General features: G+C 72.0%; 21 protein-coding genes. 13 read left to right on the top strand and 8 right to left on the bottom strand.

Annotated features, from left to right (window positions below; translation table 11 throughout):
• Positions 1–111: 111 nt before the first annotated feature.
• The 6 genes from ASE68_RS19535 to ASE68_RS19510 form a co-directional block, all read right to left on the bottom strand.
• A complete protein-coding gene (locus tag ASE68_RS19535; protein WP_082462547.1) occupies positions 112–2,445 on the bottom strand; it encodes a Xaa-Pro dipeptidyl-peptidase in 2,334 nt (777 codons plus the stop codon).
• Between the two features lie 104 nt (positions 2,446–2,549).
• Positions 2,550–4,946, bottom strand: coding sequence for a M64 family metallopeptidase (locus ASE68_RS19530; protein ID WP_235481314.1), 2,397 nt, complete (start codon positions 4,944–4,946; stop codon positions 2,550–2,552).
• 162 nt (positions 4,947–5,108) lie between these two features.
• Positions 5,109–6,248 carry a hypothetical protein gene (locus ASE68_RS19525; protein WP_055863343.1) on the bottom strand — a complete coding sequence of 380 codons (1,140 nt, stop codon included), beginning with the start codon at positions 6,246–6,248 and terminating at the stop codon, positions 5,109–5,111.
• A 135-nt stretch (positions 6,249–6,383) separates the two neighbouring features.
• On the bottom strand, positions 6,384–7,616 hold the full coding sequence (locus ASE68_RS19520) for a CdaR family transcriptional regulator (protein ID WP_055863341.1): 1,233 nt from the start codon (positions 7,614–7,616) through the stop codon (positions 6,384–6,386).
• Between the two features lie 106 nt (positions 7,617–7,722).
• Positions 7,723–9,276, bottom strand: a complete 1,554-nt coding sequence (locus ASE68_RS19515) for a cell wall metabolism sensor histidine kinase WalK (protein ID WP_082462545.1) — start codon at positions 9,274–9,276, stop codon at positions 7,723–7,725.
• Positions 9,273–10,013 (bottom strand): response regulator transcription factor, encoded by a 741-nt coding sequence (locus ASE68_RS19510; protein WP_055863338.1) that lies wholly within the window; start codon positions 10,011–10,013, stop codon positions 9,273–9,275. Before ASE68_RS19510 ends, ASE68_RS19515 begins: the two co-directional genes overlap by 4 nt.
• 172 nt (positions 10,014–10,185) lie before the next feature.
• Between ASE68_RS19510 and ASE68_RS19505 the strand changes: the two genes are divergently transcribed.
• The 3 genes from ASE68_RS19505 (at position 10,186) to ASE68_RS19495 (ending at position 13,377) form a co-directional block, all read left to right on the top strand.
• Entirely contained in the window at positions 10,186–11,712 is a 1,527-nt protein-coding gene (locus ASE68_RS19505) for an ABC transporter permease (protein WP_055863336.1), read from the top strand.
• Between the two features lie 62 nt (positions 11,713–11,774).
• A complete protein-coding gene (locus tag ASE68_RS19500) occupies positions 11,775–12,443 on the top strand; it encodes an ABC transporter ATP-binding protein (protein WP_055863334.1) in 669 nt (222 codons plus the stop codon).
• A 136-nt stretch (positions 12,444–12,579) separates the two neighbouring features.
• Complete coding sequence (locus ASE68_RS19495; protein ID WP_157421775.1) at positions 12,580–13,377, top strand: amidase domain-containing protein; 798 nt, start codon at positions 12,580–12,582, stop codon at positions 13,375–13,377.
• A gap of 83 nt (positions 13,378–13,460) precedes the next feature.
• Here the strand turns inward: ASE68_RS19495 and ASE68_RS19490 are convergent, their stop codons facing one another.
• On the bottom strand, positions 13,461–13,850 hold the full coding sequence (locus tag ASE68_RS19490) for an SIP domain-containing protein (RefSeq protein ID WP_082462543.1): 390 nt from the start codon (positions 13,848–13,850) through the stop codon (positions 13,461–13,463).
• A gap of 175 nt (positions 13,851–14,025) precedes the next feature.
• On the opposite strand from ASE68_RS19490, the gene ASE68_RS19485 reads away from it, so the two are divergent.
• From ASE68_RS19485 to ASE68_RS19440, 10 genes are all read left to right on the top strand, one after another.
• Entirely contained in the window at positions 14,026–14,418 is a 393-nt protein-coding gene (locus ASE68_RS19485; RefSeq protein ID WP_055863328.1) for a RidA family protein, read from the top strand.
• 13 nt (positions 14,419–14,431) lie between these two features.
• Positions 14,432–15,331, top strand: a complete 900-nt coding sequence (locus ASE68_RS19480; protein ID WP_082462542.1) for an arginase family protein — start codon at positions 14,432–14,434, stop codon at positions 15,329–15,331.
• Between the two features lie 114 nt (positions 15,332–15,445).
• Positions 15,446–17,080: a molybdopterin-dependent oxidoreductase gene (locus ASE68_RS19475; RefSeq protein ID WP_055863465.1), complete on the top strand. Its 1,635-nt coding sequence runs from the start codon at positions 15,446–15,448 to the stop codon at positions 17,078–17,080.
• Between the two features lie 46 nt (positions 17,081–17,126).
• Positions 17,127–18,137, top strand: a complete 1,011-nt coding sequence (locus ASE68_RS19470; RefSeq protein WP_055863326.1) for an SDR family oxidoreductase — start codon at positions 17,127–17,129, stop codon at positions 18,135–18,137.
• Positions 18,138–18,187: 50 nt separating this feature from the next.
• Positions 18,188–18,910, top strand: a complete 723-nt coding sequence (locus tag ASE68_RS19465; RefSeq protein WP_369800127.1) for a YqaJ viral recombinase family protein — start codon at positions 18,188–18,190, stop codon at positions 18,908–18,910.
• Positions 18,907–19,728, top strand: coding sequence for an alpha/beta hydrolase (locus ASE68_RS19460; RefSeq protein WP_055863324.1), 822 nt, complete (start codon positions 18,907–18,909; stop codon positions 19,726–19,728). The genes ASE68_RS19465 and ASE68_RS19460 overlap by 4 nt, the downstream gene beginning before the upstream one ends.
• A 63-nt stretch (positions 19,729–19,791) precedes the next feature.
• Complete coding sequence (locus tag ASE68_RS19455) at positions 19,792–20,766, top strand: NADP-dependent oxidoreductase (protein ID WP_055863322.1); 975 nt, start codon at positions 19,792–19,794, stop codon at positions 20,764–20,766.
• A 131-nt stretch (positions 20,767–20,897) separates the two neighbouring features.
• Positions 20,898–21,311 (top strand): hypothetical protein, encoded by a 414-nt coding sequence (locus ASE68_RS19450; RefSeq protein WP_235481311.1) that lies wholly within the window; start codon positions 20,898–20,900, stop codon positions 21,309–21,311.
• A gap of 9 nt (positions 21,312–21,320) precedes the next feature.
• On the top strand, positions 21,321–21,725 hold the full coding sequence (locus ASE68_RS19445) for a DUF1801 domain-containing protein (protein WP_055863320.1): 405 nt from the start codon (positions 21,321–21,323) through the stop codon (positions 21,723–21,725).
• A gap of 19 nt (positions 21,726–21,744) precedes the next feature.
• The gene (locus ASE68_RS19440; protein ID WP_055863318.1) at positions 21,745–22,086 is read left to right on the top strand and encodes a YciI family protein; all 342 of its coding nucleotides are present in this window, start codon (positions 21,745–21,747) and stop codon (positions 22,084–22,086) included.
• A gap of 80 nt (positions 22,087–22,166) precedes the next feature.
• Here the strand turns inward: ASE68_RS19440 and ASE68_RS19435 are convergent, their stop codons facing one another.
• Positions 22,167–23,126 (bottom strand): DUF5937 family protein, encoded by a 960-nt coding sequence (locus tag ASE68_RS19435; RefSeq protein WP_055863316.1) that lies wholly within the window; start codon positions 23,124–23,126, stop codon positions 22,167–22,169.
• Positions 23,127–23,164: the final 38 nt, after the last annotated feature.

Below are 23,164 nucleotides of genomic sequence, written 5' to 3'. Positions count from 1 at the left end.
AACGTCAGAAGGCCCGCCCTCCGATCGGAGGGCGGGCCTTCTGCATGTCACGCGATGCCGCCGTCGCGGGCGGGGAGTCCCCGACCCGCGACGGCCGCCATGCGGCGACGATCACATGAGCGTGAGCGTCAGCACTCCCGCGTAGGTGCCCAGCCGGGTCGAACCCGGGATGCCGAGCACGAGGTCGGCGCCGCAGCTGAACGCGCCGGCGCTGTGACCGCGCGCGGCCGTGCAGAGCGCCGCGGACTCGCCGATGCCCGCTCCGGGCTCGGCCGAGGCTCCCGGCGTGACCACGCCCGCCTGTCCGTCGGGCGTCGGCAGTCCGCCCGTCGCGGCGGCCGCCTTCGGCGACCAGCCCAGGTTGTCGGCGATGATCGTGCCCGTGCCGCTCGTGAAGTCCGAGACCTGGGCGGTGAGGTCCCAGCCCGCCGCCGTGCCTCGGGAATCGAGGACCTCGACGTCGTGCAGGGCTCCGGTCGTGCGCTGGTCGACGCCCGTGAGGGCGACCGGCTCGAGCGCGACCGGCTCATCGCTCGAGATCGAGAGCGACAGCGCGCCGCCCGAGATCTGCGTCGTGATCACCTGGTGGTCGGTTCCGGGACCGCTCGCACCGAGCACCGAGACGAGCGTCGCCGCGCCGCCCACGATCGGCAGCGAGACCGACGACTTCGCCGGGTTCACCGTGAGGCGCGTTCCCGCAGCGGGGCGCACCGTGTACTCGTTGTCGGAGGACATGACCACGATGCCGAGCTTCGACCCGGCCGCGAAGACGTAGTCCTTCGGCTCGAACTCGAAGTCGAACGTCGCGAAGGCGCCGGGCTCGATCGGGTCGGTCACCGCGTCGGAGACGCGGTTCTCGACATCCATCCAGCCGCGCGAGACGATCGTCGCCGTGCCGTTCGACTTGTAGTCGACGAGCAGCGCCGTGAGGTTCGCCTTCTCGCGGTCGACCGCCAGCTCGAGCGAGACGCTCGGCGTGCCGGACAGGCGCACGGCCTCCGAGACGGCACGCGTCTGGTAGGCGAGGCGGTTCTCGGACTGCGCCGCCGTGGCGAGCGCGGCGGCCTTCTTCGAGGCGTCGTCGATCAGGAACTCGGTGCGGCCGGAACGGTCCGCGCCGAAGTCGAGCGCGCCGACGGTGTTGGCCGTCGTCGCCGAGCCGAGGTCGAGCGAGACATCCGCCGCAGCGGGGTCCGGCCACTCGGGGTACTCGGTGAGCACCTTGTTCTCGCGGACCACGTAGGCCTTCGGCAGGTCCTCGACGCCGTTGGCCACCTTGTAGAGGTACCGGGTGAACCAGCGGTTCAGCAGCGTGTCGGTCGGGTTGCCGCCGTGACCGCCCTGGTGCAGGTAGATCTGGTGCGGCACGCCGCGCTCCTTGAGCGCCTCGTAGAGGTCGGAGGCGTTCTTGGTCATGACGTTCCAGTCATTGAGACCGTGCGCCACGAGCGTCGCCGCGTGGATGTCGTCGGCGTTCGCGAGGTAGTCGCGCTCCTCCCAGAACTCGGTGCGGTCACCGGTCGCCCGGTCCTGCTCCGCACGAAGTTCGTCGATCACCGGCTGGCAGATCGCTTGGTCGGCCCGCGTGTACACGTAGTCGGCCAGGACGTCGAGGTCCTCGCCCTGGTACCCGCCCGGCGCACGCACCGCACCGTTGGCGCGGTAGTAGTTGTACCAGTCGGAGATCGCCGACACCGGGACGATCGCGTCGAGGCCCTCGACGCCCGTGCTCGCCACGCCGATCGGCAGCGTGCCGTTGTACGAGGTGCCGATCATGCCGACGCTTCCCGTCGTCCAGTCGGCCGAGACCTCCTGCGAGCGCGCGGTGCTCGTGTACGCCTTCGCGCGGCCGTTCAGCCAGTCGACGACCGCCTTGCCGCCGAGCGACTCGTTCGTGCCGCCCGAGGTCGGGCAGCCCTCCGAGAAGCCCGAGCCGAGGGACTCGGCGTGCACGACCGCGAAGCCGCGCGGCACCCAGGTCGACTCGAACGAGCTCGAGATCTTCGGGCTCGTGCGCGGGGCCGCCGGAGCCGGGAAGCCCGGCTTCGACGTCGGGGGCTCGCCGATCTCGTGGTCGACGTTCCAGTTGCCGACGCTGCTGCCGCCGGCGTAGTACGGGCTCATCTCCATGATGACCGGCACGTCGAGGCCGGCGTTGGTCTCCGGCGTGCGGGTCACGTCGATGTGCACGAGGTCGGGCTTGCCGTCGCGGTCGGAGTCGACCTCGCTCTCGACCCAGGCCTCCTGGCGGATCCAGGCGTTGCGATCGGTCGTGAAGACCGCCTGCGAGAGGCCGTCCTGGAAGGTGGGTTCGGCCGGCGACGGGGCCGCGACCGCGGGTGCCGCGGACGCGAGCAGCCCGCAGGCGATGATCGGGACGACGACGAGCGCCGTGGCGGCGCCGCGCCGCCTGCGCCTCGTCGTGTCGGGTTTCGTGGTGTGCATGGTCGTGATGTCCTCCTGCTTGGTTGGTGCGGTGGTCTGGAGGTGCGGGGCGACTCGCGTCGCCCCGCACGCCGCGCGTCCGACGGATCGGATCGCGGATCGGATCAGATGAGGGTGAGCGTCAGGACGCCGGCGTAGAAGCCGGCGGGCGTCGACCCGGGCACGCCGAGCCGGAGCCCGCCGCCGCACGAGAACGCGCCGGCGCTGTGACCGGACGGCGCCGAGCAGAGGCTCGCCGGCGAGCCGAGGCCGGTACCCGGCGTCTCGGGCGAGCCGGGCTTCACCTTCGGAGCCTGCCCATCCGTCGTCGGCAGCGAGCCGGTGACGGATTCCGCGTTCGGCTCCCACCCGAGGTTGTCGGCGAGGATCGAGCCCGATCCGCTCGTCAGGTCGGACACCTGCCCGGTGAGGTCCCAGCCCGCGGCGGTGCCGCGAGCGTCGACGACGCCGAACGGTGCGAGCACCCCGGAGGTCTCGTCGTCGACGCCCGAGAGCACGACGCGCTCGAGCTCGACGCCCTCGACATCCGGTGCTTGCAGCGTCAGGCCGCCAGCAACCTCCACCGGCGCGGTGATGATCTGCCGCGGATCGGCGTCGTCGCCGCCGAGCACGGTGACCGTGAACGCCTGGACGGGACCGATGTTGCCAGCGGCATCCGTCGCCCGGTACTCCACGCGGTGCGTGCCGTAGCCGGGTTCGCGCTCGACGAACGGCGAGAGCGACATGCCCTGCGGGCCGAGGTTGCCGTAGACGAGGTCGTCGATGTTCGTGCCGGTGGGCGTGAACAGGAACGGCGCGTCGGGGTCGGTCGGCCAACCGTAGTAGTTGTGCCAGCCGTCGCCGTCGAGCCGGAACTCGCTCACGAGGGCGCCCTCGTGATCGTCGGACGCCACGAGCTTCATCGAGAACGACTCGTTGACCAGGTAGTGCGGCTCGCCGTTCGCGCCGACGCTCGTCGAGACCGGGGCCGAGACGGTCGCCTCGACGGTCGGTCCGCCGTTGTCGACGGTCCAGCCGACCGTCGCCGCGGGTGCTCCGGCGTCGCCCGGGTCGGTGACCTTCGCCTCGACGGTGTGCGAACCGGCGGCCAGGTCGAGTCGGCCGAGATCGAGGGCGGCCTTGCCGTAGGGGTCGGCGACGGGCTGGCCGTCGACGGTCCACGACACGGCGAACTCGCGGTCCGCGCGGTGGGTCGTGTTGACGTAGAGCACGTCGTCCGAGCCGGCGGCGCGATCGGTCGGGCTCGACTCGGTGACCGCGGGAGCGACCTCGACGGTGCTCGCCGCTGCGTCGCCCACCGTCCAGGTGCGCTCCTGCGTCATCGACGACTTCGCGCGCAGCGCCGGGTCGCGCACGAAGTCGGTGTTGTCGACGACGGTCGCGGTGACCTTGTCACCGGGCTTCGCACCCTGCGCGGCGAGGTCGAGCGTGCGCAGGTTGCCCGGGTTGGCGAGCTGGGCGCCGTTGATCGCCCAGGTCACGTCGACCTCGTGGTAGACGGGGTGGGCCGTCTCGAGCCAGAGCACCTGATCGGCGGCCACGGCGGCCGTCGTCGGTGTCGAGTCGGGCACCAGGGGCGCACGGGATGCCACGCGCTCGGTCACGATCTCACGGCCGACCTGGTCGTACTGGTAGCCGAGCGTCTTCATCATCGAGTGGCGGCTCGGCCGGAAGATGCCGGTCGAGTAGTACTGACCGCCCTCGTAGGCGCCGATGGTGCCGCCTGACTCGCTCGGCTCCCCGAGCCAGCGCCACCACTTCGACTTCGTGGCGGCCATCTGCTCGGTCGTCATGATCGTGTGGTGCTTCGAGCTCGGCTCGCCGCCCGTGTAGTCGCCGGTCGTGACGCCTCGCGAGTAGTAGTCGTACTCGTCCTGCAGTGAACCGAGCGAGTGCCCGATCTCGTGGGGCGAGATGAGCGCCGAGAGCGCGTTGCCGCCGCTCGCCGTCGCGTAGCTTCCGCCCGCGCCGCCGTAGGTGTCGCTGTTGGCGAGTGCGAGGATCTGGTCGACCTTGGGAGCCTTCGCGGCGAACTGGCGGGCGAGGGTGTTGTTGACCGTGAGCAGGCGTTCGACGCTGTTCGCGTTGCAGCCTCCCCAGAAGGCCATCTTCAGGGGCGTGTTGCGACGCGGGGCGTCGAGGGTGCGATCGCAGCTCACACCGGACTCGCCGGAGACGATGCCGATCGCGTAGACGTTGAAGTTGTTGCGGTAGCTCTTGTAGGGCTCGATGCTCCACATGGTCTCGAGGTGCGTCTCGACCTGGTCGTAGAACTTGTCCTGCTCGGCGGCGGTGTAGCCGTCGCCGAGGATGACGAGCGAGAAGCGCTCCTGCGGGTCGCCCGTGACCTGCATGGGCACGAGCGTCGAGCTGCCGACCTCGTCGGCCGCGTGCGCCGGCGCGCTCGTCACGACGGCCAACGAGACCGCCATCAGTGGGACCACGAGCGCTGCCGCTGCTCTTCGCGCTCGAAGACGCGCGTGCATTCGGGATGCTGCCATTCTCTCTTCCTTCCGGTTCGGTGCTTCTGGGGCTCCGGACGGTGCGGACGCATGGCGAAGCATCCTCGAGCCGTCAGGTCGTCGCCCGAGGCGACGACCGACGCGGGCGGGGAGAATCGGGAGTTCGGGTGGTGCGGGTCGCCGGGGCGAGCGGCCTGGCGGTCAGCTGGTTCCGACGCCGGCCGGCTCGCGCGGGCTCTCGGATGCCTCGTCGGCCCGGTTCGCGGCACCCGCGGCACCCGCGGCACCCGCGACGGCCGCGGCGGCCACGGCGGCCTCGGCCTCGCGGAGGCGACGGCGCAGGCGGCGTCCCCGACGCACGAGGAGCACGATGACGGCGATGACCACGAGGAGCCCTGCGACGATCAGCCACGGAACGGCCCATGCGGTTCCGCTGGCGTGGTGCACACCCGCGACATCCCCTTCGCGGCCCTCGCGCTGGCGCGGTTCGACGTCGACCGAACCGGTCAGCAGCATGGCGGGCGGGACCTCGGCGAACTCCTGCGAGAGCCGCACCTCGCCGCCGGGGATGAGCTCGGGCAGCTCCTGCGGTTCCGCCGACGAGAGCAGCCATCCGAACGGCCCGGACATGTCGACGCGCACGTCGCCGCCGAGGCGCTGGTTGCCGGGGTTGGACACCGTGTAGCTGACGACCACCGGGCCGCCCGTGACGCCGAGCCCGCCCCGGTAGTCGACCTCGACGTCGGAGACCACGAGCTGCGGCGCCGCCTCTCCGGGCACGTCGACGTAGACGCGCACGCCGACGCGGCGGTCGACGGCGACCTGCTGGCCACCCTCGCCCGCGGGGGCGAGCTCGGCCAGCGAGGCGACGATGCCGCCCGCGTGATCGCCGGGTTCCGCGTTCGGCGGCAGGGTGAGGCGGAACGGGATGTCGGTGCGGGTTCCGGGCTCGATCGTGAAGACCCCGTCGCCGTCGATGCCGACCCAGGTTCCGACGTCCTCGGAGGCGGTGCCGGCCGGTGGAAGGGAGAATGCGCCGTCGGCGGTCATCAGCGCGTCCATCGCGTAGACGCGCACCGTGACGGGCTCGGCGCCGAGGTTGGACACCCCGACGTAGTCGGTGGTCGTCTCACCCGGGCCGAGGGAGTACTGCAGCGCGTCGCGGCCGTCGGGCCCGTTCGCCGATGAGGGCTGCACCGCCCAGGTGATCTGCACGTCGTCCGCCGGTTCCTCGGCGAACGCGGCTCCGGCGTCGACGGTCAGGCCGAGCGCCGCGAGCGTGAGCCCGAGCGACAGGAGAGCCCCTCCGGATCGCCTGGCGATCCGCCCCCTGACCGCCATCTGCGCCTCCCGGTCTGCGGCGAGTCGACCTCCGCCGCGTTGATTGGTCACAGCCTATGGAGCAGCTGTGAACAGGCGCATCGCGCGGTTGTCGCATCGTTCGTCGCACCCGTGCGACGTTCGTCGAACGACGGTTCAGCGATCGAGCGCGGTCGGCGGGGGTCCGTCGAGCTTGGCGAGCAGGATGCCGAGATGCAGGCCGAGCCGTTGCACGCCGTCCTGGAGGTCGAGGTCGAGGATGCGCTCGACCCTGGCGAGTCGATGGTAGAGCGAGCTGCGGTGCACGCTGAGGAGCGCCGCCGCCTCTTGCGCACGCCCGCCCACCCGCAGGTAGACCTCGAGCGTCTCGACCAGCACGGGTCCGTCGCGCTCTTCGAGGAGGCGATCGAGGTCCATGCGGAAGTCGGCCGCGCGCAGGCCGCGGGCGGCGGCCGCGTGCAGGCCCCGATAGGCGCGGAGGTCGTCCCAGCGCTGCACCCCGGGCTCGAGGCCGAAGGCGCCCGCGATCTGCACCGCCCGTCGTGCCTGCCCGTAGCTGCCGCGCGCCTCATGGAGTCCGGCGCCCGCGCCGCCGACCCCGACGTCGACGCGCAGCACGCCGGGGACCCGGCCGAGGGAGCTCGTCGCCTCCTCGAACAGGATCAGCGCAGCAGGGTCGACCCCGGCGGAGCGCACCGGGCCGTCGGCCGGCGCGACCAGCACGAGGTGGTCCTTGCGCACGAGCGCGAGACCGCTCTTGAAGCCGAGGTTCTTGGCCGCCTGCCGGCCGGTGCGTTCGAGCCCGTCGCGCACGAGCGTCGGATCCGGCGTCGTCGCGCCCGCGGTCGGTCGCACGATGAACGCGCGCACGCCGTCACCGGCGAAGAATCCCCCGCCGCCGACGATGCTCTCGGCGGCGCGGAACCTGCGCTTCTCGGTGCCGAGCAGGAGTTGGCGGGTGTGGTCGTTCGAGCGGGAGGCCTCGAGCTCGAGCAGTTGCTTCGCCCTCGCCCACTCCTCGGCGATGCGCTCGGCGAACTCGTCGGCCTGGGCGACCGCCTCGTCGTCGATCGTGTCGGGGGCCTCGATGAACCACAGGTGACCCATGGAGGCGTCGGCGCGCCGGATCGGCACGACGAGCCGAGGCAGCATGCCGAGCATGCGGTTGCCCGGCACGTGCACGGCGCGCTCGGCACGGTAGACCCCGGTGCGGTCGAGCCACGATCGCACGTCGGGATCGGCCAGGTGCCGCAGGATCGAATTGCGCCGGACCTCGTCGATGACGCCGTGCTGCGGACTGTACGCGACCATGCGACGACGACCGTCTTCGAGCAGGGCTGGACGCCCCACGATCTGCGCGACGTGGTTGACGAGCTGGGGGACGCTCATGGGACTCGCTCGGTCGGGAACACCGGGCAGCGGGTGCCTGCCCGGGCTTCCGATTGTATGACGTCAGCTCGTTCGGTGTCGGCGCCCTCCGGCGAATCCGGCAGGATCACCCCCGTTCGGGGGTACTCCCCTTCGCCGCCGGCAGTCGCACCGTGAACACCGTGGATCCGGGCTCGCTGGCCACGTCGACCTCGCCGTGGTGCGCCTCGACGACCGCGCGCACGATCGCGAGCCCGAGGCCGGTGCTGCCGGCGCGGCGCGAGCGCGAGGAGTCCCCACGGGCGAACCGCTCGAACAGCGAGCCGAGCAGCTCGGGCGGGAGGCCCGGGCCGTCGTCGCCGACGCGCAGCACCACGTCGTCGCCATCGCGGTCGAGCGAGGCCACCACGTGCGTGCCCTCCGGCGTGTGCACGCGGGCGTTCGCCAGCAGGTTCGTGACGACCTGGCGCAGGCGGGGTTCGTCGCCGACGACGGCCGTCGCGGCATCCGTCACCCGTACCTCCCAGTCGTGACCGGGGCCCGCGGCCTGCGCGTCGCCGACGGCCTCGCCGAGCATGCGCTCGAGGTCGACGGGCAGGGCCGCGAGCTCGCGCCCCTCGTCGAGCCGCGCGAGCAGCAGCAGGTCTTCGACGAGCTCGGTCATGCGCACCGACTCGGACTCGATGCGCGAGATCGCGTGCGTGACGTCGGGCGGCAGGTCGCCGCCGTGCAGGCGCGTCAACTCGGCGTAGCCGCGGATCGAGGCGAGCGGCGTGCGCAGCTCGTGCGAGGCGTCGGCGACGAAGCGACGCACCTTGCGCTCGCTGTGCTCGCGGGCGGTGAGGGCGGATGCCACGTGGCCGAGCATGCGGTTGAAGGCCGTTCCGAGACGGCCGACCTCGGTGCGCTCGTCGTCGACGGGCACGCGTTCGGCGAGGTCGACGTCGCCGCGGTCGAGCGGACGCTGCGACACGGCCTGCGCGGTCTCGGTGACCCGCTCGAGCGGGGCGAGGGCGCGACGCACGACGAGCCCGCCGATCACGAGCGCGACGGCCAGCCCGAGCAGCGCGACGACCGCGACCGTGATCGCGAGCTGGGCGGTCAGGGCGGTCACCTCGGCGAGTGGCAGGGCGAGCACGATGCGCACCTCGGGAGCCGTCTCGACGGCGAGCGCACGGTACTCGCCGAGCGCGCCGGCGGTGATGGTGTGCACGTCCCGGTCGGTCGGCACGGCCGAGAGAGCATCAAGCACGTCGGGGTCGGCGGGTACGAGCTCCCCGTCGGAGATGTACGCGGAATCCGACTGCTGGCCGACGAAGATGCCGCCGAGCGTGCCGTCGGGCTGGCCGGGAACGCTGAGGAAGTCGCGCACCGTCAGAGCGGGATTGCTCGGGATGCCGGGTCCGGTCGCGCCGTCGGCGCGTTCCGCGGTTGCGCGGAGGCTTGCGTCGAGCCGGTCGACGCTCGTCGCGTGGAAGAGGAAGACCGTCGAGACGCCGACCGCGGCGCACATGGCGACGAGCAGGCCGGCGACGAGCGTGAGCAGGCGACGGCGGAGGGTCCAGGGCGCACGGCCCCGTGGCGCGTGGTCGTCGGAGGCCGCCGCATCGGCCGTGCGTGGCGCCTGTTCGGCGTCGGCGCGCGCGGCGGCCGCGTGGCCGGGGTCGCCGGGCTTCGTCATCCGGCGGCCTTGATCATGTAGCCCGCACCGCGCACGGTGTGGATCATCGGCTCGCGCCCGGCGTCGATCTTCTTGCGCAGGTACGAGATGTAGAGCTCGACGACCGACTCCTTGCCGCCGAAGTCGTACGACCACACGCGGTCGAGGATCTGCGCCTTGCTGAGCACGCGCCGGGGGTTGCGCATGAGGAAGCGCAGCAGCTCGAACTCGGTCGCGGTCAGCTCGATCTGCGTTCCGTCGCGCTCGACCTCGTAGCTGTCCTCATCGAGGCTGAGGTCGCCGACGACGAGCACGGGGTCCTTCGCGTTCGCGAGGGTGAGTGACGAGCGGCGGATGAGCCCGCGCAGGCGCGCGACGACCTCCTCGAGGCTGAACGGCTTGGTCACGTAGTCGTCGCCGCCGGCGGTGAGCCCCGCGATGCGGTCGTCGAGCGAGTCCTTCGCGGTGAGGAACAGCACGGGCGTCTCGGTGCCGTCGGCGCGCACGCGCTGCAGCACCTCGAGTCCGTCGATGTCGGGCAGCATGATGTCGAGCACGATCGCGTCGGGGCGGAACTCGCGGGCGATCTTCACGGCACTGAGGCCGTCGGCCGCGGTGCGCACGTCCCAGCCCTCGTAGCGCAGGGCCATCTTCAGCAGGTCGGTGAGCGAGTGCTCGTCGTCGACCACGAGCACGCGGACCATGGATCCGTCGCCCTTGGCGATCTGGGGGGCGCGATGCGGGGTCGTGGTGGTCATGTCTCCAGTATCCGCTTCGATCTATGCGTTTCCTATGAACCTCTTGAGCGGATGCCGCGACCTCGCGCTCATGGCCGATCCATAGGGTGCGGCAAGGGCGGCCAAAGCACGCGTCCCTACCGTCGACGTCGGCGCCCCGCCCGGAGCGCTCCTCCCGACCCAGAGGATTGCCATGTTCTTCACGTATCTCCGGCGCGAGCTCGCCGGTCGCCGCAGACAGACGGCGATCATCGCCATCGGCATGGCGCTCGCGATCGCGCTCGTCATCATCGTCAACTCCGTCGCCTCGGGCGTGAAGGCCGCGCAGGCCTCGGTGCTCGAGTCCGTCTACGGCGTCGGCACCGACATCACGGTGTCGCAGTCGCCGACGCCGCCGGAGGAGGGCGAGGGCGGCGGGGGTCCGCGCTTCGAGTTCGATGCCGACGCCGGCACCACGACCGACGGCACCACCGAGCTCAGCCAGTCCCGCCTGATGGTCGGGTTCGGCGCGAGCACCTTCGACGCCGGCGCGCTCGACACGGTGCTCGGCGTCGACAACGTGGCCGCCGCATCCGCGACGCTGTCGCTGACGAACACCACGTTCAACGGCGAGATGCCGCAGATGCAGCAGAACAGCGACGGCACGGCGCAGGCCGGCCCCGGCACCGACGCGCAGGCGGCGCCGCCGCAGGGCGGACCGGACGGCGCCGGCGGAAGCGCGTTCGACGTCGACTCGTTCAGCGTGCTCGGCCTCGACCCGTCGGCCGACGCCATCGGTCCGCTCTCGGCCGTCACCCTCGCCGAGGGCCGCACGCTCGACGCCGACGACGCGGGCGCGAACGTCGCCGTGCTCGACGCCGACTACGCCACGGGCGCCGAACTCGCCGTGGGCGACACCATCGACCTCGGCGGCACCGACTTCGAGGTCGTCGGCACGGTGACCTCGAACGCGGCCGACTCGGCGAGCGCGTCGAACGTCTACATCCCCCTCGACGTCGCCCAGGCCCTCTCCGGCGAAGACGGCATGATCTCGAACATCTACGTCAAGGCCGCGTCGTCGACCGACATCTCGCAGGTGCAGGCCGACATCGAGGCCGCACTGCCCGACGCGACCGTGTCGACGCAGGAGGACCTCGCGTCGAGCGTCTCGGGCTCGCTGAGCACGGCCTCCGACCTCGTCTCGAACCTCGGCCTCTGGCTCTCGCTCGCCGTGCTCGTCGCCGCGTTCCTCATCGCGATCCTCTTCACCATCTCGGGCGTCACCCGACGCACCCGCGAGTTCGGCACGCTCAAGGCGATCGGCTGGTCGAACCGCCGCATCACCGGCCAGGTCGCGGGCGAGTCGCTCGTGACGGGCCTCATCGGCGGCGCGGCCGGCATCGCGATCGGCCTCATCGGCATCCTCGTGATCAACCTGATCGCCCCGACGCTCTCGGGCAGCGCCTCGAGCGGCGGCTTCGACCTGGCCGGCGGCCAGGGCGGACCCGGCGGCGCCTCCGGCGGCGACGCGAGCGGCGCTCAGGCGACGCGCAGCTTCGGCGGCCCCATGGGCCAGGCCGCGGCGGCCACGACCGAGGTGGCGCTGAACGCCCCCGTCACGGTCTCGGTCATCGCGATCGCCGTCGGCATCGCGATCCTCGGCGGCCTGCTCGCCGGCGCGATCGGCGGATGGCGCGCCTCGCGCCTTCGCCCCGCGGAAGCCCTGCGGAGTGTCGGCTGACGCCGGAGCACCGGCATCCGCTCGCGCTCGAATCGCCGTTCGCACTCGAATCGAAGGACACCATGTACACGCTCACGAACCTCACCAAGACGTACCGGCAGGGCAACCGCACGGTGCACGCGCTGAAGAACGTCGACCTCGCGATCGGCGCCGGCCAGCACGTCGCCATCCAGGGGCCGACGGGCGGCGGCAAGTCGACCCTGCTGCAGATGCTCGGCGGGCTCGACCGCCCGACGTCGGGCACGATCACCATCGGCGCCGAGGACATCTCGAACATGCCGGACGGCCGGCTCGCGAAGATCCGCGCGAAGGAGATCGGGTTCGTCTTCCAGAACTTCAACCTGATCCCGACGCTCACGGCGCAGGAGAACGTCGAGACCGCGCTCGAACCGCTCGGCGTCTCGGGCGAGGTGCGGGCCAAGCGGGCCGCCGAGGCGCTGGCCTCCGTCGGGCTCGCCGACCGCGCAGGCCACCTGCCGACCGAACTCTCCGGCGGCCAGCAGCAGCGCGTCGCGATCGCCCGCGCGCTCGTGAAGGAGCCCGACGTGCTGCTCGCCGACGAGCCGACGGGCGCCCTCGACGAGGAGACCCGCGACGAGATCCTCGACATCCTCGAGGGCCTCTGGCGCGACCGCGGACTCACGCTCATCGTCGTCACGCACGACTCCGCGGTCGCCAGGCGCGCCGAGCGCCGCCTGCACATCAAGGCCGGGACCGTCACCGAGCGCTGACCCCGCTCCCGCCGACGCCGGGCACCGCAGATCGGATGCCGCAGCCGCCACGTGCGGCTGCGGCATCCGTCGTCTCAGCGGCGATTCATGCCGGAACCCGGGCCGATCCACAGGATCCGCGCCTACCGTGGAGGAGATGTCCCACCCCGAAACGCCACCAGGGCCCAGCGCAGAATCCCAGCCCGCCGAGCTCGCGGGTGCCGAGGAGATGACGGATGCCGACCGCCGCCGCATGTTCCGCCGGCGCCGCACGCTCGCCGTCGCCGCCGTCGTGACCGTGCTCGCGGTCGGGTGCGGCTTCGTCGCCATCGGCTGGGCGTCGGCGACGCAGGGCGCCCCGGCGCCGACCGACACCGCGCGCGACTCCGTCGAGGTGCAGGAGGCGGCCGCGGCCGACGACGCCTCCGCAGCCCCCGACTCCGGGCTCGAACTCGACTGGGCTTCGCTGAGCCCCGGGGTCTCGGCGCAGATGGAGTACGTGCAGCAGCACTGGGACTCGACGTCGAGCGACGAGTTCGGCTTCCTCGACGAGAACGACTGCATGGCCTTCACGAGCCAGTCGCTGCTCGCGCGCGGCTGGGTCGAAGACGACGAGTGGTGGTACGCCGTGGGCGATCCGTACTCGAGCTCGCCGGCGTGGCGCAGCTCGACCGCGTTCATGGAGTACCTCGAGGCCCGCCCCGAGCTGGCGACCATGCTCACCGACGATCAGCGCGACCAGGTGAAGGTCGGTGACGTCGTGCAGTTCGACTGGGACGACTCGGGCGACCGCGACCACACCGGCATCGTCACCGCCGTCGTGGCGAACGACGACGGCACGATCGACATCCTCTACGCCGGGCACACGGATGCCACGTGGGACCGCTCGGTCGACTACTCGATCACCGAGATGCACCCCGGCGGCGTCGCGACGTACTGGAGCATCGCGGGCTGAGGCCGGCTGCGCCTCCGAGGTCTGCTGCGACTCCCGGGGTCTGCTGCGCGGGCTGCGGTCGGCAGGGCCGCCCGATCAGCGGGTCAGCGGATGGCGGCGAGCTCGCGCTCGAGCGCCTGCGAGAAGGTGTTCACGACGCTCGAACCACGGGCACCGAGCCAGATGACGATCTCCTCGCCGCCCTCGGGCCGCATCCACTCGTCGAGCCAGGCGTCGACGGCGGTGACGAGCGCCTCGCCGCGCGACACGACGGCACGCTGACGGCCTTGGCGGAACACCCAGTGCACGGCGATGCCGGTCGGCGCCTCGAGGTGCACGATCTGCATGGCGTTGTAGACCTCGACGAAGACGATGCCGGTCGCGTTCGCCGGGCATTCGGCCAGACGCGACCGGATCGCCGCGACATCACCGGCGTCGCCGGCGAAGAGCATGGCCGGACCGGGCTGGGCGCGGGGTCGCATGCGACTCACCATCGTGCCCTCCTCGTCGTGCAGACGGAGGCATCCGCGGTTCGCGGCGAGGGATGGGGAAGCAGCACGCGTTCAGTTTAGGTAAGGCTTACCTGAACGGCAAGCCCATCCAGCAGCATGCCAGGTTCACGCAGACGACCGGCTGGCGGATGTCGGTGGGCCGGCGTAGACCGGAGGCATGGAGATCACGCACCTCAATCCGGAATCGATGCACTCCAGCCCGGCCTTCAGCCAGGGAGTGCTCGTCAGCGGCCCGCACAGCACGCTCTACGTCGGCGGGCAGAACGGCCGCAACGCCGACGGCAGCGTCGTCGAGGGCGGCCTCGGCCCGCAGACCGTCAGGGCGCTCGAGAACGTACTCGCCGTGCTCGCCGAAGCCGGCGCCGACCAGACCAACGTCGTCTCGATGACCATCACCCTCGCGGGCGGTGCCGACGCGAACGAGGGGTTCGCGGCCTCGGCCGCCGTCTGGGGTCGGCATCGCACCGCCGTGCAGGTCAACCAGGTCGAGGGGCTCGCCAACCCCGAGTTCCTCGTCGAGGTGAGCGCGATCGCCGTCATTCCGGCCTGATCGAAGCTGCGCGGTGATCTCGCTCGTCTCGGCGCCGAGCAACCTCGGACTCCGGCCACCCGTCGCCGGCGGCGTGCCGGGCGCTGCGAAGGCGCCCGAGGCGCTGCGAGAGGCCGGCCTGTTCCGCCGCTTCGCACGCCTCGGAGCGGCCGACGCGGGCGTCGTCCTGCCGGGCCGATACGTCGACGACGACGCGACTCGTGCCGCAGACCGGGTCCGCAACGAGGCGGCACTGGTCTCGCATGCGCTCCGCCTGGCGGATCGCATCGGGGGCGTCCTCGACGACGGGGCGACTCCGCTGGTGCTCGGCGGCGACTGCAGCATCCTCCTCGGCGTCGGGGTCGCACTGGCACGACGGGGGCGCACCGGCCTCGTGCACGTCGACGGGCACACCGACTTCCGCCACCCCGGCAACAGCGACGACTGCGCGAGCGTCGCCGGCGAAGACCTCGCCGCCGCGGTGGGGCTGCATCGGCCGACCTTGACCGACCTCGACGGGCTCTCGCCGTACTTCGCGCCGAGCCGAACGGTGCACGTCGGGCACCGCGACGACGACGACGAAGCTGACGAGACCCGTCGGGTGCTCGGCCTCGTGCTCTCGGCTCGGCAGGCGATGGCCATGCGGCCCGCTGATGCGGCATCCGCCATCCGGTCGGTCGCCGGCAGCGCCGGCTACTGGTTGCAACTCGACGTCGACGTGCTCGATCCCGCCGTCATGCCGGCCGTCGACAGCCCCGATCCGGGCGGCTTCCCGATCGACGACCTGGCCGCACTGCTGTCGGAGCTCGCCCCCGGCGCCGTCGGCGCCTCGGTGACGGTCTTCGACCCCGACCTCGACCCCGACGGCCGATACGCACGCGTGATCGCCGACCTGCTCGTCGGCGCCTTCGAACGGCTGGGCGCAGGCGCCTGAGGCGAGCGGAGCCGATCCGCCTGCCCTCCCGCGACGACCGGTCTCCCAATCCGCGAGCGACCCCGCGTCGAACCACCTCCGACGGGCGATCGTGCCCGAACGATGGAGGCCGACATGGATCACCCCGCGCACCAGCCCGAGCGTCGGAGCCGAGCCCGGCTGCGCTGGTGGTCGCTCGCCGCGCTCGCCGGCGTGATCAGCGCGGGCGTGTTCCTCGCGGCGGCCGAGCTCGTCGCGTTCCTCGTCGCCCGCGACGGCAGCCCGATCCTCGCCGTCGGCGCGTTCGTCATCGACATCGTGCCGCAGTGGGCCAAGGAACTCGCGATCGAGCTCTTCGGGGCGAACGACAAGCTCGCCCTGCTCGGCGGCCTCGGGCTCGCCGTGCTCGTCGCGGCGTGCGTCTCGGGCATTCTGCAGTTCGTGCGCCCTCCCCTCGGCGCCGCGGCCCTCGGCCTGGCCGGCGCGCTCTCGCTCGCGGCGATCGTCACCCGCACCGGCGCGACCGCGTTCGCCTGGCTGCCGCCGCTCGTCGGCACCGCCGCCGGCATCGTGGTGCTGGTGCTCCTCGTGCGCCGGCTGCGGGCGTGGCACGACCACGCGACGGAGGTCGCCACGGCAGCGGCCACGGAGGTTCCCGCCGACCCCGGCGAGCGCGCGAAGGCCGGTGCGCCCGCGGCATCCGTCGATCGTCGCGGGTTCTTCGTGCTCGCGGGTATCGCCGCGGCATCCGCCTTGGTCGTCGGCGTCGGCTCGCGCGTGGCCGGTGCCGCGACGAGCTCGATCGCCGCGATCCGGAGGGCGCTGAAGCTGCCGGCGCCGAACTCGACGATCACGGTTCCGGATGGCGCCGAGCTCGACATCCCGGGCGTGACGCCGCTGTACACGCCGAATGCCGACTTCTACCGCGTCGACACCGCGCTGACCGTGCCCTCGGTCGACCCGTCGACCTGGCGCCTGGTCGTCGACGGCATGGTCGGCGAGCGGGTGGAGCTCACGTTCGACGACCTCCTGGCGATGGGCCTCGACGAGTACTCGATCACCCTGACGTGCGTGTCGAACGAGGTCGGCGGCGACCTGCTCGGCACCGCGAGGTGGCTCGGCGTGCCGGTGCGCGACGTGCTCGCGAAGGCGGCTCCGAACGGCGACGCCGACATGGTGCTCTCCCGCAGCATCGACGGCTTCACGGCGTCGACGCCGCTCGCCTCGCTCACCGACGACGGGCTCGACGCGATCCTCGCGGTCGCCATGAACGGCGAGCCGCTGCCGCTCGAACACGGGTTCCCCGTGCGCATGGTCGTGCCCGGGCTCTACGGCTACGTCTCGGCGACGAAGTGGCTGACCGAGCTCAAGGTCACCCGCTTCGACGCCGAGGAGGCGTACTGGACCCCGCGCGGCTACAGCGCGAAGGCGCCGATCAAGCTCTCGTCGCGCATCGACACCCCGCGCCTCGACAAGGCCGTCGAACCTGGCACGCGCATGATCGCCGGCGTCGCGTGGGCGCAGACCGTGGGCATCGACTCGGTCGAGGTCAAGATCGACGACGCCGACTGGCAGCGGGCGACCCTCTCGAACCCCGTCAACGCCGACACCTGGGTGCAGTGGTTCCTCGAGTGGGAGGCCACGAGCGGCAGCCACAACGTGACCGTGCGCGCCACCGACCGTGACGGCAACCGGCAGGTCGAGGAGCGCGCGCCCATCGCCCCCGACGGGTCGACCGGGTGGCAGCGGCGGCTCGTGCGCGTGAGTTGACGCCGCGGCGCGGGTCGCGGCATCCGCCCGCTCCTGACACCATCGGATGATGAGCAAGCGGATCCTCTTCATCGGCGGCAGCGGCGTGATCAGCTCGGCGTGCGTCGCCAGGGCGGTCGACCTCGGGCACGACGTGACCGTGCTGAATCGGGGCACCTCATCGGCCCTGCGACCGTTGCCGGCCGAGGTTCGCACGATCGCGGCCGACATCCGCGAACCGGACTCGGTGCGCGCCGCCCTCCGCCACGACACGGCGAACCCGCTGGAGTTCGACGTCGTGTGCGAGTTCCTCGCGTTCACGCCCGAGCACATCCGCACCGACCTCGACCTCTTCGAGGGCCGCATCGGCCAGTACGTGTTCATCAGCAGCGCCTCGGCGTACCAGACGCCGCCGAGCCGCCTGCCGGTGACCGAGTCGACGCCGCTCGTGAACCCCGAATGGCAGTACTCGCGCGACAAGATCGCGTGCGAGGACCTGCTCGTCGAGGCCGTGCGCGAGCGCGGCTTCCCGGCGACGATCGTGCGGCCCTCGCACACCTACGACCGCACGCTGCTGCCGACGATCGGCGGCTACACCGACATCGCCCGCATGCGCGCCGGCCGCCCGGTGCTCGTGCACGGCGACGGCACGAGCCTCTGGACCATCACCCACCACCGCGACTTCGCCGTCGCGTTCGCCGGCCTCCTCGGCAACCCGCTCGCGATCGGCGACGCGTTCCACATCACCGGCGACCACGCCCCGACCTGGAACCAGATCTACACCTGGCTCGCCGACGCGGCGGGAGTGCCGACGCCCGAACTCGTGCACGTGGCATCCGAGACCATCGCCGCACTCAACCCCGCGTGGGGCCCCGGCCTGCTCGGCGACAAGGCGCACTCGATGGTGTTCGACAACGCGAAGGTGAAGGCCCTCGTGCCCGAGTTCGCGACGACGATCACGTTCGATCGCGGCGCGCGGGAGATCATCGACTTCATCGACGCGACGCCCGAACTGCAGCGCATCGACCCCGAAGCGGATGCCGCGTTCGACCGCATCGTCGAACGCGCGTCGCGCTGACACACCGAACAGGCCGTTCGCAGGTGGGCGGCCCGCGATACCCTCTGGGTGTGCCCGACTCCCCCTTCGCGCTCTTCGATCTCACGCCAGACGGCGATCTGCGTGAGACCCGCGAACCCCGCGACTCCATCGCGCCTCCCGCGAAGCTGCCGCACGAGACCCGGGTCGTCGCCGACTCGACCGACCGCGTCGCCTGGCTGCGCGCCAGATCGCAGGGCATCACCGCGACCGACGCCGCGAAGCTCGCCACCCGCACCTCGGTGAAGTCGGCCGCCTGGGAGAAGCTCCACGGCGCCCCGCGCAGCTTCGGCGGCAGCCGCTACACCGACCACGGCCGCGAGCGCGAGCCCGTCATCGCGGCGTGGGCGGCACGCGCGCACGGCATGAGCCATTCGTCGCTGCTGTTCCACGCGGCATCCGATCGCCGCCACCTCGCGACACCTGACGGCCTGCGAGTGACCGAACGCGGCGTGCTCGAACTCTGCGAGATCAAGACCACGTCGAAGCCCTGGCGCGCGGTGCCGCGCCACTACCTTCGGCAGGTGTGGTGGCAGCAGTACGTGCTGGGCGCCGAGCGCACCCTCATCGTCTGGGAGCAGCACGAGGACTTCGTGCCGGTCGGCGCCGAACCCGAGTGCCGATGGATCGACCGCGACGACGACCAGATCGCGATCCTCGTGCAGCTGGCCGACGAGCTGTTGGAGGCGATCAGGCCGAAGCAGGCGCCCGCGCAGGAGGCGCGCGCCTACTACCGGCCGAGCGTGCTCGCATGACGGTGGTGCTGCTGCACGGCCTCGGAGCCGATCGCCGCCAACCGCTGACCCTGCTCGAGCCGATGGTGCACGAGATCCTCGGCGCCGACGAAGTCGTCATCGCGCCCGACGTGCGAGCCCACGGCGGATTCCTCGAGGTCGGCGGTGCGTCCGACTTCGCGATCGACCGGCTCGCGGCCGAGGTCGCCGAGGCGGTGCGCACCTCGTGCGCCGCGGGCTCGGTCACCGCCGCCTCCGGATCCGACGGCGGCATCCGCGTCGACCCCGACGAGCCGATCACGATCATGGGCATCTCGATGGGCGCAGCGATCGCGCTGCGCATCGCGCTCGACGGCCTCCTGCCGGTCGAACGCGCGGTGTTCATCCGGCCGTCGTTCGACGACCACCCCGTGCCGGAGAACCTCCGCCCGTTCCCCGTGATCGGACAGGTGCTCGCCGACGCCGGCGTCTCGGGCGCGGCCGAGTTCCAGGAGCGCGAGGTCTACCAGAAGGTCGCCGAGGTCTCCCCGTTCGGCGCACGTGCGCTGCTCGCCCAGTTCACCGCGCCGGATGCTGCTCGGCGGGCCATGCGCCTCGTCGAGATCCCGCGCAACCGGGCGTTCCGCGACGACGCCGAGCTCGCCGAGTTCGAGAGCCGCGGCATCCGCTCACTCGTCGTCGCCGCGCTGCGCGACCCGGTGCACCCGCTCTCGATCGCCGAGCGCTGGGCCGCCGGACTCGCCGGCCCCATGCTCGTGCTGCCCGCCCGCGACGACGGGCCCGCCGCACAGGCGCACGTGCTCACCGAGCAGGTCGGGCGCTGGTTGCGGGACTTCTAGCGACGATCGGCGTGTCGCCGGATTTCCCCGACGACTCGGCGCCCACCGCGGGAGGATGGTCGCATGACCGACACGATGCGCGCCCTGGTGATCGACCGCACCGGCGACGCCGACGAACTCCACCTCGCCGACGTCGACCGGCCGACCCGCATCAGCGACGAGGTGGTCGTGCGCGTGATCGCCGCCGGCGTCAACCCGATCGATGTGAAGACCCGGGCCGGACGCGGCACCTCCTCGGCCATCACCGGATACCCGGCGGTGCTCGGCAACGACTTCGCCGGCGTCGTCGAGCACGTGCCGTATGCGGCGCATCCGCTGCACGTCGGCGACCGGGTCTACGGCAGCGCACGCCCCCCGCGCACGCCGGGCAGCTTCGCCGAGTTCGTCACCGTGTCGTCGATGAGCGTGGCGCCGATGCCCGCCTCGCTCGGCTTCGTCGAGGCCGCCGCGCTGCCGATCGCGGCGCTCACCGCGTGGGGCGCGATCGTCGACGTCGCCCGAGTGCACGACGGGCAACGCGTGCTCGTGCACGCCGGCGCCGGCGGCGTCGGCCACCTCGCGGTGCAGCTCGCCGCCTACTTCGGCGCGCACGTCACGGCCACGTGCGGCACCGACAACGTCGGGTTCGTGCAGGGCCTCGGCGCCCAGCACGTCATCGACTACCGCACCGAGCGCTTCGAAGAGGTCGCCGGCGAGCAGGACGTCGTCATCGACCTCATCGGCAACGTGAAGGATGACACGGGCACCCGATCCCTCGACGTGATCCGCCACGGCGGGCTCATCGTCAACGTGCCCACCGGGTCGTGGCCGTCCATGCCCGACGAGGCGGCCGCCCGCGGCATCCGCGCCACCGGGTACTCGTGCTCCCCCGACGCCCGCACGCTCGCCGTGCTCACCCGCCTCGTCGACGACGGCGCCCTGCGCGTGCACGTCGACCGCGAGCTGCCGCTCGAACGCGGCGCCGAGGCGCACCGCCTCGTCGAAGGCGGGCACGTGCGCGGCAAGGTCGTGCTGCGCGTCGCGCCCGACCCCGAGTAGGGCTTCGGTTCGAGCGAGCGGATGCCGCGGCATCCGACGTGCGCTCCGGTTCACCTTTTCAGGACCACATCGGTCATGGCTGCATATTGCACGTATGACCGGTGTGGTCCTGAAAAGGGAAGGGTGGGTGGGTGTCGGTGGCGCTGCGTATGCTCGCCCTCGTGGCCACCCTCGACGACCTGCGCCGCACGGCCGAGACGCTCCCAGGCAGTGAGGAGCGCGCGACCACCGGCGGCGCCGCGTGGTTCGTGCGCAACAAGCTCTACGTGTGGGAGTGCCACCCCTGGCCGAGCATCCCCGACGACGTGCGCGCGATCGTCGCGGCCGAGCTCGTCGTCGGTGTCAAGGTCGCCGACCCGGTCGACGCGCTCGCGCTCGTGCAGATGGCGCCCGACGTGTTCCTGCGCACGACGACCCCGTGGGGCGAGCCGAAGATCGCGTTCCGCATGGCCGACGTCGACCTCGACCACCTCGCCGAACTCGTGACCGAGGGATGGCGCCTGCAGGCGCCGAAGTACCTGCGGCGCGAGTTCGACGAGCGCTAGCATCGCCGCATGCCCACGCGATTCGAAACGGTCGACGGGTTTCTCGCCGCCCAGTCGCCCGAGCGCCGAGCCGACATCGACGCGCTGCGGGCGCTCGTGCGCGAGGCTGAGCCCGGTCTCGTCGAGATCGTGAAGTGGAACTCGCCCAGCTACACGCTCGGCGGCATCGATCGGCTGACGATCAACGCCGCAGGCAGGGGCCCGGTTCGGCTGATCCTGCATTTCGGCACCGAGCGTGCAGAAGACAAGGGCGCCGTGTCGACCTTCGGGGGCGACCCGGCGGGGCTGCTGACCTGGCACTCCGACATCCGGGCCAGCCTCACGCTGCCGCCCGCCGACGAACTCGCCGGCGGGCGCGATGCGATCGTCACCGTCATCCGCGCCTGGTTGGCGGAGGGCGGCTCGAACCGATGAACGACGAGGAGTCAGCACGATGACGAAGTACCTGATCTCGTTCCCGAGCAGCGCCATGATCGTCTCCGCCGGCGAGCTGCCGGCTGTGGCGGACGCCGCGCACGCGGTCGTGCAGCACGCGAAGGACGCCGGCGTCTGGGTGTTCGGGGGCGCCATCGACGAGGGCGTTGCGCCGGTCATGGTCGACGGCGATGGAACGGTCACCGAGGGCACGTATCCGCAGACCAGGCAGTTCGACGGCGGCTTCACCGTGCTGGACCTCCCCACCCGCGAGGCCGCCCTCGAGTGGGCCGCCAGGATCGCGACCGCCTGCCGCTGCGCGCAGGAGGTGCGGGAGTTCATGTACGACCCCGAGAGCTGACGACCGCGCGGGTCGGCGCGGCCGATTCCACGACCTCCGGCGACGAGGTGTCGGGCAGGAGCATCGGCCCGACACCGGCCTCAGCCCGAGCGCGACTCGAGCAGGGCCGAGCCGAGTTCGCTGCGCAGGTAGAGCACGCTGCGGCCGTAGCGGGTGCTGACGAGCAGGCCCGCGTCGCGGAGCACGCGCAGGTGCTGGTTCACGGCAGAGGCGCTGACGCCGAAGCGCACGCCGAGCTCGGTGGATGACGCGGGGTCGCCGAGGGCGGCGAGCAGACTCGCGCGCGCCTCGCCGAGCACGGCGGCCACGGCTGCGGGATTGGCGACCGGCTCGGCCTCCCAGAGGGCGCCCTGTCCCCTGGCGGAGTAGAGGATCATCGGCGGGCCGTCTCCGACGGGCGCCGAGGCGCGGCGCGTGAACATCGTGGGCATGAGGGTGAGGCCGTTGCCGTCGATCGCGATCGTGCGGTCGTTCGGGTCGGCCAGCCGCACCGAGACCACGCCGTGGTCGTAGGCGATGCGCGGCGAGAGGCCGTTCAGCATGCTCGCGACGCCGGCCTGCGCGATCTGGCGCCCGCGGTAGACGACGTCGGCCTCGAGCACCGCCCGCATGCGCGGCCAGTACGGCTCGAAGCAGGTCTCCCAGAGCTGTCGCAGCGCGCGGATGATGCGGCGCAGCGCCTGGCTCGTCGACCCGGCGAGCACGTCGGGCACGAACCCGTGCACGGCGACGAGATCGCTGCGGAACACGTCGGGCGGCGTCGCGGCGAGCACGCGGAACTCGTCTTCGAGGCGGGTGAGCGGCGAGGCGGGGCGGGGGTTCAGGAAGTCGGGCGTCCACATGCGCTCGTCGATGAGCGCCCCGAGCACGCGCATGTCGAGCCGGTCGCGGGCCTCCTCGGTGCGGCGCAGCCAGCCGAGCTGCAACGGGAACCTCGCCGGCTCCCGGATGGCGCGCAACGACAGCCCGAGTTCGCACAGCGGCGACAGCGCGAAGCGCACGGCCCCGACGTCGTCCTCGTTCAGCACGTACCGCAACATGTAGCACTACGCTACATCGATTTCACGAGGCCACCGCA

This window comes from Agromyces sp. Leaf222 (assembly GCF_001421565.1).
Lineage (GTDB): Bacteria > Actinomycetota > Actinomycetes > Actinomycetales > Microbacteriaceae > Agromyces.
This window is presented reverse-complemented; position numbering and strand designations above follow the sequence as displayed.